At 73.5% G+C, this 16,629-nt stretch carries 13 protein-coding genes and 1 pseudogene; 4 read left to right on the forward strand and 10 right to left on the reverse strand.

Annotation, left to right across the window (positions count from 1 at the left end; all coding sequences use genetic code 11):
• Positions 1 to 77: 77 nt before the first annotated feature.
• From O7626_RS23165 to O7626_RS23180, 4 genes are all read right to left on the reverse strand, one after another.
• Positions 78 to 1,562, reverse strand: a complete 1,485-nt coding sequence (locus O7626_RS23165) for an alkaline phosphatase family protein (protein WP_278063205.1) — start codon at positions 1,560 to 1,562, stop codon at positions 78 to 80.
• Positions 1,559 to 2,308, reverse strand: a complete 750-nt coding sequence (locus O7626_RS23170; protein ID WP_278063206.1) for a methyltransferase domain-containing protein — start codon at positions 2,306 to 2,308, stop codon at positions 1,559 to 1,561. The genes O7626_RS23165 and O7626_RS23170 overlap by 4 nt, the downstream gene beginning before the upstream one ends.
• A gap of 108 nt (positions 2,309 to 2,416) precedes the next feature.
• Positions 2,417 to 5,773 carry an error-prone DNA polymerase gene (locus O7626_RS23175; protein WP_278063207.1) on the reverse strand — a complete coding sequence of 1,119 codons (3,357 nt, stop codon included), beginning with the start codon at positions 5,771 to 5,773 and terminating at the stop codon, positions 2,417 to 2,419.
• A gap of 24 nt (positions 5,774 to 5,797) precedes the next feature.
• Positions 5,798 to 7,405, reverse strand: a complete 1,608-nt coding sequence (locus O7626_RS23180; protein WP_278063208.1) for a DNA polymerase Y family protein — start codon at positions 7,403 to 7,405, stop codon at positions 5,798 to 5,800.
• Between the two features lie 233 nt (positions 7,406 to 7,638).
• Here O7626_RS23180 and O7626_RS23185 point away from each other — a divergent pair, with 233 nt between their 5' ends.
• The gene (locus O7626_RS23185; RefSeq protein WP_278063209.1) at positions 7,639 to 8,466 is read left to right on the forward strand and encodes an LppX_LprAFG lipoprotein; all 828 of its coding nucleotides are present in this window, start codon (positions 7,639 to 7,641) and stop codon (positions 8,464 to 8,466) included.
• A gap of 105 nt (positions 8,467 to 8,571) precedes the next feature.
• On the opposite strand, the gene O7626_RS23190 is transcribed toward O7626_RS23185, so the two are convergent.
• From O7626_RS23190 to O7626_RS23200, 3 genes are all read right to left on the reverse strand, one after another.
• Entirely contained in the window at positions 8,572 to 9,294 is a 723-nt protein-coding gene (locus O7626_RS23190; protein ID WP_278063210.1) for a hypothetical protein, read from the reverse strand.
• 120 nt (positions 9,295 to 9,414) lie between these two features.
• Positions 9,415 to 9,864, reverse strand: coding sequence for an SAV_6107 family HEPN domain-containing protein (locus O7626_RS23195; protein ID WP_278063211.1), 450 nt, complete (start codon positions 9,862 to 9,864; stop codon positions 9,415 to 9,417).
• Positions 9,865 to 10,341: 477 nt separating this feature from the next.
• On the reverse strand, positions 10,342 to 12,009 hold the full coding sequence (locus O7626_RS23200; protein ID WP_278063212.1) for an RICIN domain-containing protein: 1,668 nt from the start codon (positions 12,007 to 12,009) through the stop codon (positions 10,342 to 10,344).
• A gap of 352 nt (positions 12,010 to 12,361) precedes the next feature.
• Between O7626_RS23200 and O7626_RS23205 the strand changes: the two genes are divergently transcribed.
• Positions 12,362 to 13,336: an EamA family transporter gene (locus O7626_RS23205; protein WP_278063213.1), complete on the forward strand. Its 975-nt coding sequence runs from the start codon at positions 12,362 to 12,364 to the stop codon at positions 13,334 to 13,336.
• A gap of 67 nt (positions 13,337 to 13,403) precedes the next feature.
• Here O7626_RS23205 and O7626_RS23210 read toward each other — a convergent pair whose 3' ends face one another.
• The 3 genes from O7626_RS23210 to O7626_RS23220 all read right to left on the reverse strand — a co-directional run bounded on the left by O7626_RS23210 (position 13,404) and on the right by O7626_RS23220 (position 15,131).
• The gene (locus tag O7626_RS23210) at positions 13,404 to 14,078 is read right to left on the reverse strand and encodes a phosphatase PAP2 family protein (RefSeq protein ID WP_278063214.1); all 675 of its coding nucleotides are present in this window, start codon (positions 14,076 to 14,078) and stop codon (positions 13,404 to 13,406) included.
• A 371-nt stretch (positions 14,079 to 14,449) separates the two neighbouring features.
• On the reverse strand, positions 14,450 to 14,827 hold the full coding sequence (locus O7626_RS23215; RefSeq protein WP_278063215.1) for a hypothetical protein: 378 nt from the start codon (positions 14,825 to 14,827) through the stop codon (positions 14,450 to 14,452).
• A gap of 61 nt (positions 14,828 to 14,888) precedes the next feature.
• Positions 14,889 to 15,131: a hypothetical protein gene (locus O7626_RS23220; protein ID WP_278063216.1), complete on the reverse strand. Its 243-nt coding sequence runs from the start codon at positions 15,129 to 15,131 to the stop codon at positions 14,889 to 14,891.
• A 112-nt stretch (positions 15,132 to 15,243) separates the two neighbouring features.
• Between O7626_RS23220 and O7626_RS23225 the strand changes: the two genes are divergently transcribed.
• Both O7626_RS23225 and O7626_RS23230 read left to right on the forward strand, forming a co-directional pair.
• Entirely contained in the window at positions 15,244 to 15,732 is a 489-nt protein-coding gene (locus tag O7626_RS23225) for a YbaK/EbsC family protein (RefSeq protein WP_278063217.1), read from the forward strand.
• Between the two features lie 62 nt (positions 15,733 to 15,794).
• A pseudogene (locus O7626_RS23230) lies at positions 15,795 to 16,541 on the forward strand (monooxygenase); the annotation flags it as partial.
• Positions 16,542 to 16,629 lie beyond the last annotated feature (88 nt).

The raw sequence follows: 16,629 nt of genomic DNA on the forward strand, positions 1-16,629 counted from the left end.
TACATGTCGCGGATGGGCGGAGCATTTCCAGCGCGCGGGCGACTGGTCCGGACGGCCGTCGTGACCGGCGTGAACGGCTAGCCCCGGGGCGGGGGTACGACCAGCAGCGGGATGGTCATCTCGGTGGCCGTGCACGAGCCGTGGTAGGCGACCAGGGTCGTCTCGATCGGGTTGTGCGTCTTCGAGGCGAGCACGACGGTCGGGGCGAGGCAGGCCACCACCACGTCGCCGATGCGCGACAGGTGCGCCTCGGGTACCGGGCCGAACCAGCCGGCCGCGACCGCCTCGGCCCGGCTGGCCACCCAGGCCTGCTCGCCGAGCACCTCCGACCAGGCGGCCAGCACGTCGGCGGTCGCCCCCGGCAGGGTGTGCAGGTAGCGGACCCGGGCCTCGCCGGCCACCACCCGGACCCCGGCGCGCAGCCGGGGATCGGTGTCCAGGTCGTACCGCCCCTGGGGTGGGATGTCGAGCTGGCCGTGGTCGGCGGTGACCAGCAGTGCCGCGTCCGGCGGCAGTCCGTCGACAAGCCGGGCGACCAGCGCGTCGACCTCGGCGACCGCGTCGCGCCATCCGGCGGAGTCGATCCCGCTCAGGTGGCCGTGCCGGTCCACCTCCGGGTGGTAGCCGTAGACCAGGGTCGGGCCGTCGCCGGCGGTGAGCGCGCCGAGCATCTCGCCGGCCAGCGCGTCGGCGTCGTCCGCGCCCCGGTACGACCCGGTGCGGTAGGCGGCCACGCTCAGGCCGGTGTTCGCCAGCGCCGGCCGGCTCACCACGGTCACCGCGACCCCGGCCGCCTCGGCCCGCTGCAACTGGGTCGGCAGCGGCTGCCAGCGGCGCGGATCGGGATCGTCGCCGAAGCCGGCGGCCGGCCTGGGCACCACGTCGCCGGCCGGGGACCCCGGAAGCTCCGGCTCGGCCGACGAGCCCGGAAGCTCCGGACCACCCCGGGAGCCCGCAAGCCCCGGACCACCCGGGGACCCCGCAGGCCCGGGACCACCCGGACTCGGCGGCGGCCCGCCGCGGCCAAACCGTCCGGCCGTACCGGTCGGGTCGACGGCACCCGCCGTCGGCCAGGAGCCCCCGGGACGGTCGCCGCCGACCGGTGAACCCGGTCCGCCGCCGGGGAAGCCCGGACCGTCGACCAGGGAGCGCGGCCAGTTGATGTGCGTGAGTACCCGGTCGGTGCCGGGGACGTTGACCCGGAAGCCGAGCACCCCGTGCGCGCCGGGCGCGGCGCCGGTGCCGAAGCTGACCAGGCTGGTCGGGGTGGTGGAGGGAAAACCGCAGGTGAGCGGGCGTCCGAACCGGGCGGCCAGGTCGGCCAGCGTCGGCGCGTGCGGGGCAGCGGTCGGCAACTGGTACCAGCCGAGGCCGTCGACCAGCAGCACCGCGATCCGGCGTACCCCGGCGAGCTGTCCGGTCAGCCCCAGCGGGTCGGCCCGGTCCGCCGCCCCACCGGCCGGTACGCCGAGTACCGACAGCGCGCTGGGCAGCACGTCGGCGAGGCTGCCGCCGAAGTAGTGCGGCCGGACCAGGTCGAGCGGGTTGACCGGGCTCGTCATGCCGGCCGGCGGGCGAACAGGTGCAGTTGGGCGGCGATGTCCCGGTACGGCGGCTGGGCCGAGGCGGCCAGCTCCAGGTCGAGCAGGGCCGGCGGATCCGCCTCGGCGGCCACCGCCGGGATCAGGTCGGCGAAGACGCGCACCCCGTGGGTCTGCTCCACGGTCAGCCCGGCGTCGGCGAGCAGCGCGGCAGCGCCGTCCGCGTCGTACCGCCGGCGCAGGGTGTCCCGGGGTCCGGCGTGCCCGGCCGGGTCCCGCAGCAGCGCGGCGGCGACCTCCAGGTGCCCGTTGGTGACCCGGCTCAGCACCGCGGCGGCCCGGTTCGCCACCAGTACGCTGGCCGCGCCGCCGGGGCGCAGCGCGGTGCCGATCGCCCCGACCACCCCGGCCGGATCGTCGACCACTTCCAGTACGGCGTGACAGAGCACCAGGTCGGCGCTGGCCGGCTCGACCAGTCCGGCGAGGGCGTCACCGTCGCCCTGCACCGCGCGTACCCGATCGGCGACCCCGGCCTCGGCGGCCCGCCGGGTCAGCGCGGCGAGCGCGTCCGGGCTGGCGTCGACCACCGTCACCGAGTGGCCCGCCTCGGCCAGCGGCACCGCGAAGCCGCCGGTCCCGCCGCCGACGTCGAGCACGGTGAGCGTCCGGCCCTGCTGCCGGGCAAGCTCGCGGCGCAGCACGGTCCAGACCACGGCGGTACGCGGGCCGCCCGCCGGGCCGGCCGGACGGCTCTGAGTTCGCTCCACCCGACGAGCCTAAGCCACCCGACCGCCCCCGTCCGAGGGCCGGGCCCGGGTGTAAGGAAGGGCCCCTTCTTATCGCTTTTTGTATAAGAAGGGGCCCTTCCTTACACCTCAGCGGAAGTCGCGGGAGGCGGGGGTGACCGGTGGGGTGATCGCGTCGAGCCGGTCGGCGACCAGGTTGATCACCCCGTCGTGCTTCTCCAGCCTGCCCCGCACCAGCAGCGCGGCGCTGTTCCGGGCCACCTTCCGGTAGCGCTGCCACAGCCCCGGTGAGCAGGTGACGTTGAGCATCCCGGTCTCGTCCTCCAGGTTGACGAAGGTGACCCCACCAGCGGTGGCCGGTCGCTGCCGGTGCGTGACGATGCCGCCGACCCGGACCCGGGTGCCGGGATCGACCTGGGCCAGCCGGGCGATCGGCACCGCGCCGGCCGCGTCGAGCCGCTCCCGGACGAACTGCGCCGGATGGCTCTCCGGGGAGAGCCCGGTGGCCCAGACGTCGGCGACCAGCCGGTCCACCGCGTCCATCCCGGGCAGGGTCGGCGCCTCCGCTCCGGTGACGGTGCCGGGCAGCCGGTCCGGCTTGTCCTGCGCGGCGGCGCCGGCCGCCCAGAGCGCGGCCCGGCGGGTCAGCCCGAAGCAGGCGAAGGCGTCCGCGGTGGCCAGCGCCTCCAGCTGCCCGGCGGTCAGGCCGGCCCGGCGGGCCAGGTCCGGCATGTCCCGGTACGCCCCGTGCGCGGTCCGCTCCCGCTCGATCTTCTCCGCCAGGTCGTCGCCGAGGGTACGCACCCCGGCCAGCCCGAGCCGGACCGCCGGACCGCCCAACCCCCACTCGTGCGGCGACTCGCCCGGCGCGCTCCCCCACCGGGTTTCCGGGGTGGTTTCCAGGGTGGCCTTGGCGTTGCTGGCGTTGATGTCCGGGCGGCGTACCTCGACGCCGTGCCGGCGGGCGTCGTCGACAAGGGTCTGCGGCGCGTAGAAGCCCATCGGCTGGGCATTCAGCAGCGCGGCCAGGAACGCCGCCGGGTGGTAGCGCTTGAGCCAGGAGCTGGCGTAGACCAGGTAGGCGAAGCTCATCGCGTGGCTCTCCGGGAAGCCGTAGCTGGCGAAGGCGGAGAGTTTCAGGTAGACGTCGTCGGCGACCTCGCCGCTGATGCCCCGCTCGGCCATCCCGGCGTAGAGCCGGTCCCGGATCCGCGCCATCCGCTCGGCCGAGCGTTTCGCCCCCATCGCCCGGCGCAGCTCGTCGGCGCGACCGGCGTCGAAGCCGGCCAGGTCGATCGCGAGCTGCATCAACTGCTCCTGGAACAGCGGCACCCCGAGGGTCTTCTCCAGCGCGTTGCGCATCAGCGGATGCGGAAAGGTGACCGGTTCCAGCCCGTTCTTGCGCCGGATGTACGGGTGCACCGAGCCGCCCTGGATCGGGCCGGGCCGGATCAGCGCCACCTCCACCACCAGGTCGTAGAAGCACTCCGGTTTCAGCCGGGGCAGGGTGGCCATCTGCGCCCGGCTCTCCACCTGGAACACCCCGACCGAGTCGGCCCGCCGCAACATCGCGTAGACCTCGGGGTCGTCCAGGGACATCGCACTCAGGTCGAGGGTCGACTCGATCATGTCGTGCGCGTGGTGCAGCGCGGCGAGCATGCCGAGGCCGAGCAGGTCGAACTTGACCAGCCCGACGCTGGCGCAGTCGTCCTTGTCCCACTGCAACACCGTGCGGCCGGGCATCCGCCCCCACTCCACCGGGCAGACCTCGATCACTGGCCGGTCGCAGATCACCATCCCGCCGGAGTGGATGCCGAGATGACGCGGAAAAGTCTGCAGCTCGTTGGCGTACCCGACGACGTGCTCGGGGATGTCCGCCACGTCGACCGCCGCCACGCTGCCCCACCGGTCGATCTGCTTGCTCCAGGCGTCCTGCTGACCGGGCGAGAAGCCGAACGCCTTGGCCACGTCCCGCACCGCCGACCGGGGCCGGTACGAGATGACGTTGGCGACCTGCGCGGTGTGCTCCCGGCCGTACTTGGCGTAGACGTGCTGGATCACCTCCTCCCGGCGGTCGGACTCGATGTCGACGTCGATGTCCGGCGGCCCGTCCCGCTCCGGGGCGAGGAAGCGCTCGAAGAGGAGCTGGTGCCGGACGGCGTCCACATTCGTGATCCAGAGCGCGTAGCAGACCGCTGAGTTCGCCGCCGAACCCCGGCCCTGGCAGTAGATGTCGTTGTCCCGGCAGAACTTCACGATGTCGTAGACCACCAGGAAATAGCCGGGGAAGCCGAGCGCCTCGATCATCCCGAGTTCGTGGTCGAGCTGCCGGTACGCCTCCGGGTGCGCGCCGCGCGGGCCGTAGCGGCGCAGCGCGCCGGCCATGGTCAGCTCGCGCAGCCAGCTCATCTCGGTGTGTCCGGGCGGCACCGGGTAGTCCGGCAGCCTCGGCGCCACCAGGTTGAGGTCGAAGGCCAGTTCGGCGCCGAACTCGGCGGCCCGGGCCACCGCGCCGGGAAAGGCCGCGAACCGGGCCGCCATCTCCGCCCCGCTGCGCAGGTGGGCGGTACCGGCCGCCGGCAGCCAGCCGTCGATCTCGTCCAGGCTGCGCCGGGCGCGTACCGCCGCCAGCGCGGTGGCCAGCCGGCGGCGGGACGGGGTGGCGTAGTGCACGTTGTTGGTGGCCACCGTGGGCAGCCCGGCGGTGCCGGCCAGCTCGGCGAGCGCGTCGTTGCGGTCGCCGTCGTACGGGTCGCCGTGGTCGGTCAGCTCCACCGCCACCGTCTCGGCCCCGAACAGCGCGGTCAACCGGTCCAACTCCCGGGCTGCCGCCTCGACCCCCTCGGTGAGCAGCGCCGCCGGCACCGTGCCCTTCCGGCAGCCGGTCAGCACGAGTACGTGGTCCCGCAGCTGCGCGGCGACCTCTTCCAGCTCGCCGTAGACCGGGCGGCCCTTCTCGCCGCCGCGCAGTTGCGCCCGCGCGATGGTCCGGGCCAGCCGGGCGTACCCCTCCGGGCCGTGCGCGAGCACCAGCAGGTGCCGGCCGAGCGGGTCCGGCTCGCCGTGCTGCGGTCCGGGCAGCCCGAGCGAGAGTTCGGCGCCGAAGATGGTGGGCAGGCGCAGTGCCCGGGCCGCCTCGGCGAACCGCACCACCCCGTAGAACCCGTCGTGGTCGGTCACCGCCAGCGCGGTCAGCCCGAGCCGGGCCGCCTCCTCGGCCAGTTCCTCGGGGTGGCTGGCCCCGTCGAGGAAGCTGAAGTTGGTGTGCGCGTGCAGTTCGGCGTACGGCACCGCGCCCTCGGCCGGGGCGGGCAGCTCCGGTGGGGTGTAGCCGGGGCGCTTGCGGGTCCAGGCCGGCGAGTCTCCGCCGTCGGCGTCGACCGCGAGCGGGTCCACCACGTGCAGGTGCCCGCCCCGGCGGGCCGGCCGGCCGGAGAGCACCCGTTCCAGCTCCGACCAGGGCAGGTCGGGGTTGTGGAAGCTCATCGCGGCCGATCCGGTGCGGACGATCTAGTCATAGACGGCCTCCACCCACCAGCGGCCGCCGGCCAGGGAGAGCAGCAGCGCCGTACCGTCGGTGAGGGCCACCTGGAAGCGGGCCTGCCGGCGGGCCTCGGCCGGTGCCCACCAGCGCTCGTCGACCGGCCACGGGCCGGCCCAGCCGACGATCTCCACAGGTGTGCCGGACGGCACGGCCGCGACCCCGTCGACCGGCGGTCGCGCCGTCGGGAGCGCCACCTCCAGCCGGGCCGGCGGCGCGCTGACCGCCAGCCGGGCGGTGACCCGGACGAGTTCACCGGCGGCGTCGTAGACCGCCGCCGGCAGCGGCTCGGGCAGCACGATCGCCGGTGCGGGCGACGGCAGCCGGCCCGGCCACGGCGCCGCCGGCCGGCCCGGCACCCGCTCGTCGCCCCAGGGCACCAGCCGGGCCTGGTCGGCCGGGGAGCGGCCACCGCCGAGCACGGCGGTCAGCACCGACTCGGGGCCGAGGATGCCCTGCACCCGGCTCAACGCCCGGTGTGCCCGCTCCCGTTCCGCCCCGGTCTCGCCCCACAGCCCCGGTTGCAGTCCGACGTGTGCCAGCACCCCCTCGGGGACCAGGCGCAGCCGGATGATCCCGGCGGTCGGCCGGGCCGGGCCGACCCGACCGGAGCCGGGACGCCGGCTGGTCCCGGTCAGCCAGCCGTCGAGCTGCCAGCGCACCCGGTCGGCGATCGCCGCCGCGGTCAGCAGCCCGTCGTGCCGCCAGACCCGGCGCAGCTCCTGGCCGTGCGCGGTGACCGCCTCGATGCCGAGTCGGGTGCAGGCGAGGCCGTGCCCGGCGAGGGTGTCGTGCAGCCGTTCGGCGAGCGTCCGGGCGGCGAAGGCCGCCGCGTCGACCCGGTCTAGCGGGTCGTCGTAGGTCTCGGTCGCCGCCAGGTCGGGCGGCGGGCTGCGGACCGCGAGCGGGCGGTGGTCCCGGCCGGCGGCCAGCCGGTGGGCCAGCGTCCCGTCGAAGCCGAACCGGGCCAGCACGTCCCCGGCCGGCAGCGCCGCGAAGTCACCCAGGGTACGCAGGCCGAGCCGGCGCAGCAGGTCGGTGAGTGCCGGCCGGCCCAGCGCCTCGACGGGCAGCCCGGCGAGGAAGCCGGCGGTGTCGCCGGGTGGGACGACCCGGCCGGACCGGGCCGCCAGGCCGGCGGCGAAGACCCCGTCGGCGATGCCGATCTGGCTTTCCACCTCGCAGGTCTGCGCGACGTGCTCGACGATCCGCTCGGCGGCCTGCTCCTCGCCGCCGAAGTATCGACTCGGGCCGCGTGCGGCGACCGCGCACGCCCCCGGGCGGATCACCTCGACCCCTGCCACCACCTCCTCGACGGCGGCGGCCACCGGCTCGAAGGCGCGTACGTCCCGGCCGGGGTCGTGGTCGAGCACGGTCAGCTGGGGGCAGCGGCTCTGCGCCTCCCGCTTGCGCAGGCCCCGGCGTACCCCTTCGGCGCGGGCGGAGGCGGAGGCCGCGACCACCCGGTTGGCGTGCAGCACCGCGACCGGGGTGGCCGCCGGCACCCCGTCGACGATCTCCGCCGCGATCACCGGCCAGTCGGGGCACCAGAGCAGCATCGTCCGCACCGGCGCCATCGCCACACCTCCCTCGACCAGCAGATATGCGATCTTAGAACGTGTGTTCGATTCGCGCTGACCCACCCCGGCAGATCGGCCACGAACCCCTTCGCACGCCGTCCTGGTCACCGGCGGCTTCGGCTTCCGGCACCCGCCCGCCCCCATGTGCCGGCCCGTCCCGGGTTGCACCGGTGGGGTAGCGTGTCGCCGGTTCAACCGGAGATACCACCTTCTCGGGGAAAGGCTGTCACTTGTCACGTTGGAAGAACGCCGCGGTCCTGACGGTCTCCGCACTCTCGGCCCTGGCGTTGACCGCCTGTGGCTCGGACGCGGGCGCACCGGGCGAGTCGTCGAAGCAGCCGAGCGTCCTGGAGCAGCTCGCCAGTGACCTCAAGGGTTCGCTGCAGAAGGTCGTCGACAAGACCGACTCGACCGATTCCGTGACCATGACCATGGAGGGCACGGCGGGCGGTGAGAAGATCAAGATGAAGGGCGCCCTGGACCTGCGCGACCCGGTCAAGGCGGAGATGACGATGGAGGGTCCCACCGACGCTCCGACGACGATCCGGATGATCGGTGCCGTCGTCTACGTCGAGGTGCCCGAGGCGGACCGCGCGGACATGGACGGGAAGCGCTGGTTCAAGATGGACCTGGGCGCCGCCGGCGCACAGGCGGGGATGGACTTCACCAAGCAGCTCGAGGACGTCGACCCCACCAAGCAGGTCAAGACCCTGCTGGCGACCGAGGGGACCACCGTCGTCGGCGAGGAGACCGTGAACGGGGTGGCCACGGTCCACTACACCGTCACCTCCCCGGTGGCGACCTATCTCGGGCAGGTCGACGCCGACACCCGCAAGGCGGTCGAGCAGGAGCTGACCAAGAACGGCGTCAAGGAGGTCAAGATCGACCTCTGGGTGGACGAGCAGTACCTGCCGCGTCGGGCGCACATGGTGATGGGCACGATGAGCGACATGAAGATCGACTACACCGACTACGGCAAGCCGGTGAACATCGAGACTCCGGCCGCGTCGGAGACCGCCGACTTCGCCGAGATGCTCAAGGGTCTACAGGGCCTGTAGGGCCTGCCCACCGGCCGGGCCCGCCGCACCGGGCTTCCGGTCGGGGCTCCGCCCGCTCGGCGTCGTTTTCCGCCCGCCCGGTCACCGACCGGGCGGGCGGAACGGTCACCGCGCCCGGACGACGGTGAACGATCCACGCCGGGCGGTGGACCCGGCCGGGGCCGGCACCCGCGCCGCCGACCCCGTCCGGCGGTCACCCGGCAGCCACACCCGGATCTCCTTGGGGCGTACCGCCGCACCACGGCCCTGGGCCGAGATGGTCACCTCCCGTCGCCGCAACCTGCCGCGTCCGGACTCCAGTCCCTCCCACCGGCCGCGCAGCACCTGGAGGGTGAGGTCGGCCCCGGTCCAGTGGCCGTACGGCACGAAGACGCTGCCGCGCTGCCGCGCCCGGGCGGCGAGCCGGTCGGCGACCGAACCGGAGACCGTGCCGGGTACCGCCACGACCACGACGTCGACTCCGTCGATCAGGGCGGCGACCACTGTCGCCCACTCCGGGCCGGGATGGGGGACAAGGGCGAGCCGGTCCAGCGCGATGCCGAGTTCGGCGGCGGCCACCGCGCCGAGCGTGGGCATCCCCACCACGGCACACCAGGCCCCGCCCCGGGACGCCTCGACGAGCAGCGCCAGCATCAACGAGGTGCCACCACCGGAGCCGGGACGGCCGACCGCCACGGTGCTGCCGCGCCGCAACCCGCGCTGAGGTAACAGCCCCGCCAGCTCCGACAGCACCGGCAGAGTCCGGTGCGGATCGGTCGTCGCCGGGCCGCTGGCCGGTCGGACCAGCCCGGCCAGGGCGGTGGAACCGAGCACCATCCGCCCCGCCATCGTCGACCACACCCCCCGTGTTCCCGTTGGTCGCCGTGTTCCTGTTGGCAGAATTTCCGTAGGCAGAGCGTTCGAGCCGGCCGATCTCCTCCGTGTCGGAGGAGATCGGCGGTCGTTTTCTCAGGCGGCCATGCCGTCGAGCGCCGGCTGGTGTGCCACGCCGAGCGCCACCTCGACCACCGCGACGAACTGTTCGGCGGCGCGGAGCAGGTCGTCGGCCTCCCGGGCGCTTACCACCCGGGGGATGCCCGCCTCGGCGGCGGCCCGCTTGGTGGCTCCGGTGGCGAAGTAGTTGGCCCACTCCCCCAGGTCCGGGGCGACGACCACCAGCAGTGCCCAGACACTCGTGACCCGGTTCCGGCGGGTGGGTGCGGGACGGGCCCGGGCGGCGAGCAGGGCCGCGGCGGCCCGCAGCGCGGCCAGGTGCGCGGCGGCGTACCGCAGGCCGTCGGGGCGGGTCTCGGCGGCCTCCGCCAGCCCTCTCCGGGCGATCGTGAGTAGTTGGGCAGGGGTGCGGTGCGGCAGCACGTGCGACGGCACCGTCGGCTGCTGAGCCTGACTGGTCGGCATGGGACTGTCTCCTCCGAGTCACCCATTCACCGCGTCACCGTTGCCCGGCCGCAACGACCGCACCGGTCGTTGCCGGCGCGGCGGCCGAGAAGGCGACGCACCACGTCGAACTAGCCCGCTGCGGAGGAAGACGCACCGGTGGTAGCCGGCCGGATGTGGACGCTTCCCCACACCACACCCGACCGGCCGAACCGGCGGGTCCGTCGCCCGCCGCCCGGGGGTCGTGGGCGGCGGGCGACGACCTGCCTGGTGGGCCCGGACTCGCGGATCCGGGATCCCGTGCGGTCCGCGAAACCGCACTCAGGGGTTACGCCGCGAACGCCACCCCCGGCGTCAGACCGGGTGCCCGACCGGCGGGCCGACTCGCATCGAACTCTGCCCACTCGAACACTCGTTCTAACTACTGGAGAGAGTACACCCCGGCACCGACAAAAACGCAAGCGAACGCGGACCGCCGGCCTGGTTGTCGGGTACGGGTCAGCACCAGGTCAACGAGGAGTTGTTCCGGGTGACGTTCCGGATCACGTTGTTGGCGCCGCCACACGGGCTCTGCCGGATGCTGGTGTTGGTCACCGTGAGGTTCTGCAGGGTGATGTTCGAGGAGAGCGGGAACTCGGTCCGCGCCGCGATCCGGACCTCGCCACCACCGGTCACCGTCCCGGACTGCCCGGCGACGGCGACGTTGTAGCAGTTCTCGATCAGGATCGAGTTGTTGCCGGTGTTCGAGATGGTCACCCGGTCGATCACCGCGCCGCCGCTCTCCGAGACGCAGAAGATGCCGCGCCCGCCACCCCGGGCGACCACGTTGCCGACCCGGATGTTCGTCGGGTAACTGCTGCCCACCCGGCCGTTGCGGTTGGCCATCCGGAACGCCGCGTACCCGGTGCCGGCGCCGGCGTTGTCCGCGTCGACCGTACCGACGGTGGCGTTGATCGTGTCGTTGAGCAGCAGTCCGGACTCGCCGACGTTGCGCGCGGTGACGGTGCCGACGGTCAGCCCGTCCACCCCGTACGTCTCGACGCCCTGGCTGCTGGTGCCCTGCACGTACACGTTGTCGATCCGGATGTTGCGGACCTTGACCGCCCGGTCGCCGCCGTGGTTGTCGATCCGGACGCCGAGGCCGCTGGAGAGCCGCATGTCGATCTGACCCAGCGTCAGGTTGTTGACGTTGCGCATGAAGATGCCGTAGAGCGGCGACCCGGTCAGGTTGAGGTGCTGCACCTCGACGTCGGTGGCGCCCCGGGCGTAGACCGGGGCCTGGTCACCGGAGCCAGAGCCGGTCACGTTCATCGTGCCGCAGACGTCCAGCACCGTGTAGCTCGGCAGCGAGATCCGGGAGTTGGCGCTCACCGAACCCGAGCCGCGGACGACCACCCGCTGCTTGGAGGTACGCCCCGACGACAGGCTGTTCACCGCGGCCTGCACCGCGGAGCGCATGTCGTTGCCGGCGTAGACCGTGCTGCCGCCGTTGCGGGCGGTCCAGGTGCTGCCGTTCAGTACCGCCTCGGCGTTGTACGAACCGCTGCCGCAGTCGGCGTTCCCGGAGCCGGAGCCGACCCGGATCATCTGCCACTGCTGGTTGTGGCCGCCCAGGTCCTGGTACTGGGCGACGATCCCGCCGTCGGCGGTGGACCACTCCCAGACGTCAAGTGCCTTGCCGCTGTGCCGGCTGATCAGGCGTACGTACCCGCCGTCGGAGTCGGCGACGCCGAAGTGCTGGCGGGTGCTGCCGTTGTCGGGATTCTGGATCAGCTGGGTGCCGTCGGAGGCGTTCGGCATCTCCAGGAACTTGCCGCTGTGCCGCGACCTGATCTTGTAATAGCCGCTGCCCGCGTCGACGAACTGCCACTGCTGCTGGTTGCCGTCGTTGCGGGCCCACTGCACGATCGGCGCACCGTCGTTGGTGGCCAGGTTGTAGAGGTCGAGCGCCTTGCCGCTGTGCCGGGAGACGAGTACGTAGTGGGCGCTGGTGTCGATGGTGGCCGCCGCCGCGGTCGGCAGCCCGACCCCGGCGCCGGTGCCGACCAGTACGGCGGTGAGCGCCGTGACCAGGCCGGTTCGCCAGCCGCGTCGTCGCGACCGGCGGTCGGGTGGTCTCCGGTCGACGCCGGCGAGGGTGGCGGTGAGGGTGGTGGTGCGGGTCATCGGTCCTCCTGAACTGGGAACGGTGGCCGGGAAAGAGACCGGTGCCGGGTGACGGTCCGGGAGGGTTCGTCAGGCACCGGCACCCGCTGGCCGGCTGATCCGGCAACCGGAGCCGGTACGCCGAGAACGGCGTGCCGGCAGGACAGGCCGGTCGGACAGGGCGGCCGGAAAGGCTTTTCCCAACGTCGGCAACGTATCGAATCGTTTCAATCTAGTCAACGTCGTCAATGGGCCCCGTCGACGACCGCGCCCCGGACCAGCCAATTCCGCCCGACCGCACCGGAGCACGTTCGACACGGTAATGACCAAAACTTATTTCGCCCCTGACTTGGCCTGCGGCTACCCTCTTCCGGTGACGACTCGCAGACCCGCCCTCGGCGTGCTGATGGTGCTCTCGGCGGGCGCGCTGTTCGCCGTCAACGGCACCGTCTCCAAGCTCGTGCTCCGGGCCGGCGTCGACGCCGCGCAGCTCACCCTGGTCCGGGCCGCCGGCGCCTTCGCCGGACTGCTCGCGCTGAGCCTGCTGCTCCGGCCCGGCCCCCGCCGGCTCCGGATCACCCCGGGGCAACTGCCGCTGCTGGTCGGCTACGGCCTGGCCGGGTTCTTCCTGACCCCGATGCTCTACTTCGTCGCCATCTCCCGGCTGCCGGTCGGCATCGCGCTGCTCTTCGAGTACACCGCTCCGCTGCTGGTCGCGCTCTGGGCCCGCTTCGTCCAGCACCAACGGGTCCGCCCCCGGCTCTGGGCCGGCCTGGCAGCGAGCCTCGCCGGCCTGGCCTGCGTGGCCGAGGTCTGGGGCGAACTCAAACTCGACGGCCTCGGCGTACTCGCCGGCCTCGGCGCCGCCGTACTGCTGGCCGGCTACTACCTGCTCGGCGCCCGGGGTGTCCGGGAGCACGACACGCTCTCCCTGACCACCTGGGCGTTCGGCGCCTCCGCCGTGGCCGGGCTGCTCACCCGGGCGGTCACGCACGGCACCGGCGGCTGGGCGCCGCTGGCCGGCAGCAGCGGCGGACTGCCGGTCACGCTGCTCTGCGGGTACGTCGTGCTGCTCGGCTCGATCCTGCCCTTCCTGCTGGTGGCGGGCGCGTTGCGGCACCTGCCGGCGACAAGCGTCGGCATCCTCGGCATGATCGAGCCGGTGATCGCCGCCGCGGTCGCCTGGCTGGTCCTCGGTGCCGGCGAGGCGCTCAACGCCGCCCAGCTCGGCGGCGGCCTGCTGGTACTGGCCGGCGTCGCCCTCGCCGAGACGGCCCGGACCACCGAGCCGCCGCCGACCGCCCCGCCACCCCTACCCGCTCCCGACGTGGTCGCGACCTCCCGCTGAGGCGTCCCACCGGAACCTGGCACCCGCTCGCCGGACGGCCAGTGACCCGACGCCGGTCGGCGGGCGGTCAGTGACCTGGCGCCGGTCGCGGGGCGGTCGGGGAGGTCGGTGCCGGCCGGAGCGCGATCAGCAGCGCGGCGCTGGCCGTGGCACCGAGCAGCAGCCCGGCGAGCACGTCGTGCGGGTAGTGCACGCCGGTCGCCACCCGCAGCGCCGCCACCGCCCCGGCCATCGGCACCGCCAGATACCAGAGCCGGGGAGCCAGCAGCACCAGTCCGGCCGCCAGCCCGCCGGCCAGGGTGGCGTGGTTGCTCGGGAACGACCAGTCCCCGACCGGCGGGCAGGCCACCCAGGTCGACACGTCGGCGAAGGCCCGGCATGGCCGCTCCTGGTCGACGACCAGCTTCACCCCCTCGCTGACCAGGTACGCCAACACCGTGCCCACGCCGACCAGCAGCACGCCGAGCGCACCGGAGGTACGGTGCCGCCGCCAGCCGAGCCAGCCGACCCTGGCCAGCAGTCCGGCGAGGACCAGCAGACCGGCTGCGGCGGCGTACTCGCCCGGGGTGTGCAGCCAGCCGGGCAGCTCACCGGCCCGCCCGGCCATCCCCCGGTACGCCGCCGCGGACGGCCCCTCGGTCACCACCCGGGGCCGGGGATCGCCCAGCCCGCCCGGAGCCAGCAGGACCATCGCCGCTCCGGAGAGCAGGAACAGCGGCGCCACCAGCAGAATTCGTCGCAATACCGTCATAGTGGATCAACTTACTTGTGCCATTCTCCCGGCGCCCCGGTCGAAGGTCATTCCGTCCGTACCACCATCGTCGAGTCGCACCGCCTGTCCGGACGTGGCCACCTTCGTCCGGACGGGACACCTACGGTTCCGTCCGGCTCAACCTGGTTAGCGTTCAGAGCGATGACCAGCGCTCGGCCAAGATGACGTGGACGGACGAGCGTGGCCTTGTCCGGACCTACTTGGCCTGTGGGTCGTCCTCGTCGACCCACTCGACGCGCATCCCGGCCTGGTGATGGCGTCAGCGGGCGGCGGAGTTCATGGAGCACCCCTGCTGATCATTTGCCGACACGCCGAGCACCGGAACCCCTTCTTCCAGGCCCTTATCGGTAGAAGGGCTGTTGCTCGGTGGGGTCGGCAGCAACCACGTCAAGGCGCGGATCGGCGATGAGTTGGTGGATCATCGGTGAGGAGCCACCGATGCCGGCCCAGTGTGGATCGACGTCCTGCGCGAAGCACCAGGCATGATCGGCGGGCCAGACAAATGCCGGTTGCTCACGTTGTCCCAGGTGAGCCTGAGCGGCGTCAGTACTGCTGATGCTGGGCAGGGGACCACGGAATAGCCAGTACTCGCGGTGGGGAACCACCACCTTCGCCACGCCGGGGATTGCGGGCGAGGCGCCGTGGTTGGGCGCGAGCCCCGGCCGGACGTCTGTCCCTTTTTCGAGTTGGTGATCCGCAAGCGCGGTGGTGGTGTACACCGCGTCGTCGCCGATGGTGGGCTCAGCGGTGCCCCAGCCGTCCCAGATGCAGACGTAGCAATCATCGGCGGTGGCGGTGTGGACGGCCAGTATTTCGAAGAGTCTGGGTAGCTGTTCGGGTGCGCCAGTCGTCCGCCTCGACGTCGTTCTCGCTTTGTCCGGGGCGAATCGGATCGGGCAGGAGCCGAAGCCGAGCATAGGTGTCGAAGCCGGCCGGGCCGAAGAGCACGAGCTGCTGCCACGGCAGGTGACCCTGCGTGAGCCAGTCGGCGGCCGATACGTCCGGACAGAGGTTGAGCGTCACGTTCCTGTTCTACCAGGACGGCGGCAGCTGACTATACCGCCGCGGACGGGACACCGCCGCGTCGACTGGCGGTGCTCGTCGGACCGGCCGGCCGACAGGCAAGATAGAGCTTATGCAGCCACATCCGAACGTGCAGGCGGTGCAGGACGCGCTGGACAACACGGGTGCCCTCGACGGCTCCGGCGCACCGAGCCGGGTCCGGATCCTGCCCGAGGCGGTGCACACCGCGGCGGCAGCGGCGGCCGCCCTCGGCGTCGAGGTGGGCCAGATCGCCAACTCGTTGATCTTCGACGCGGGCGGCGAGCCGCTGCTGGTGCTCACCTCGGGGGCGCACCGGGTGGACACCGGCCGGGTCGCCGCCGACCTCGGGCTGCCCACGCTGCGCCGGGCCACCCCGGAGTTCGTCCGGGAGCACACCGGCCAGCCGATCGGCGGAGTCGCTCCGCTCGGGCACCCCAAGCCGATCCGTACCCTGGTCGACACCGCGCTCGCCGGCTACCCGGAGATCTGGGCGGCCGGCGGGGTGCCCCGGGCCGTCTTCCCGACCACCTCCGCCGAGCTGCTGCGGATCACCGCCGGCAACCCTGCCGAGGTGGCGTGAGCCGGCCCGACCGCGACACGGCCGGGCCCGGCGGGCCGGCCGGCGACCCGACCCCGGTACGGCTGGTCACCCTGCACGTCTGGCGGGTGGCGCCGCGCGCCCTGCCCCGGGTACTGACCCGGATGGCCGTCGACCGGCGGCGGCTGCGGGCCGTGCCCGGCGTACGGTTCGGCAAGCTGCTCGGCACCGGCACGGGTACCGGCTTCGGGCCCACCGACGCCGACCCGACCCGCTGGGCCGCGCTTGTCGTCTGGGCCGACCCGGAGCAGGCCGCCGCCTTCGACGAGTCCCCGGTGGGGCGGGCGTGGCGACACCTCGCCCTGGCCGCTGCCCGGCTCGACCTGCGGCCCCTGTCCAGCCGGGGCCGGTGGTCCGGGGTCGAGCCGTTCGACGTCCCCCGCCCGGCCCGGAACGACTCGCCCCCGGCCGGCTCGACACCGGCAGGCGCCACACCAGAGGGCGCGACCGCGGCGGGCGCGGACCCCGGCGGTCCGGTGCTGGCGCTCACCAGGGCCCGGCTGCGGCCGTCGCGCGCCGCGACCTTCTGGCGGGCCGTCCCGCCGGTCGCCGCCGCACTGCGGGAGGCTCCCGGCCTGCTGGCCCGGTTCGGTGTCGGCGAGGCGCCGATCGGCTGGCAGGGCACGGTAAGCGTCTGGCGGAGCGCGACGGACCTTCGCCGGTTCGCGTACCGTTCCCCGGAGCACCGCGCGGTCGTCACCCGTACGCCCCGGCAACGCTGGTACGCCGAGGAGCTGTTCGCGCGGTTCGAGGTACGCGGTCTCGCCGGTGACCCGGCGGTGCTCGGCTGGGCCGGGCCCGGTGGCGACCCGGAACCCGACGCCGGCCAGGAAGGCAACCTCCTTCACCCGACAGAGGTCGAAGAAGGTTCAGTGAGGA

Origin of the sequence: Micromonospora sp. WMMD1102 (assembly GCF_029626265.1) — a bacterium.
Classification (GTDB): Bacteria; Actinomycetota; Actinomycetes; order Mycobacteriales; family Micromonosporaceae; genus Plantactinospora.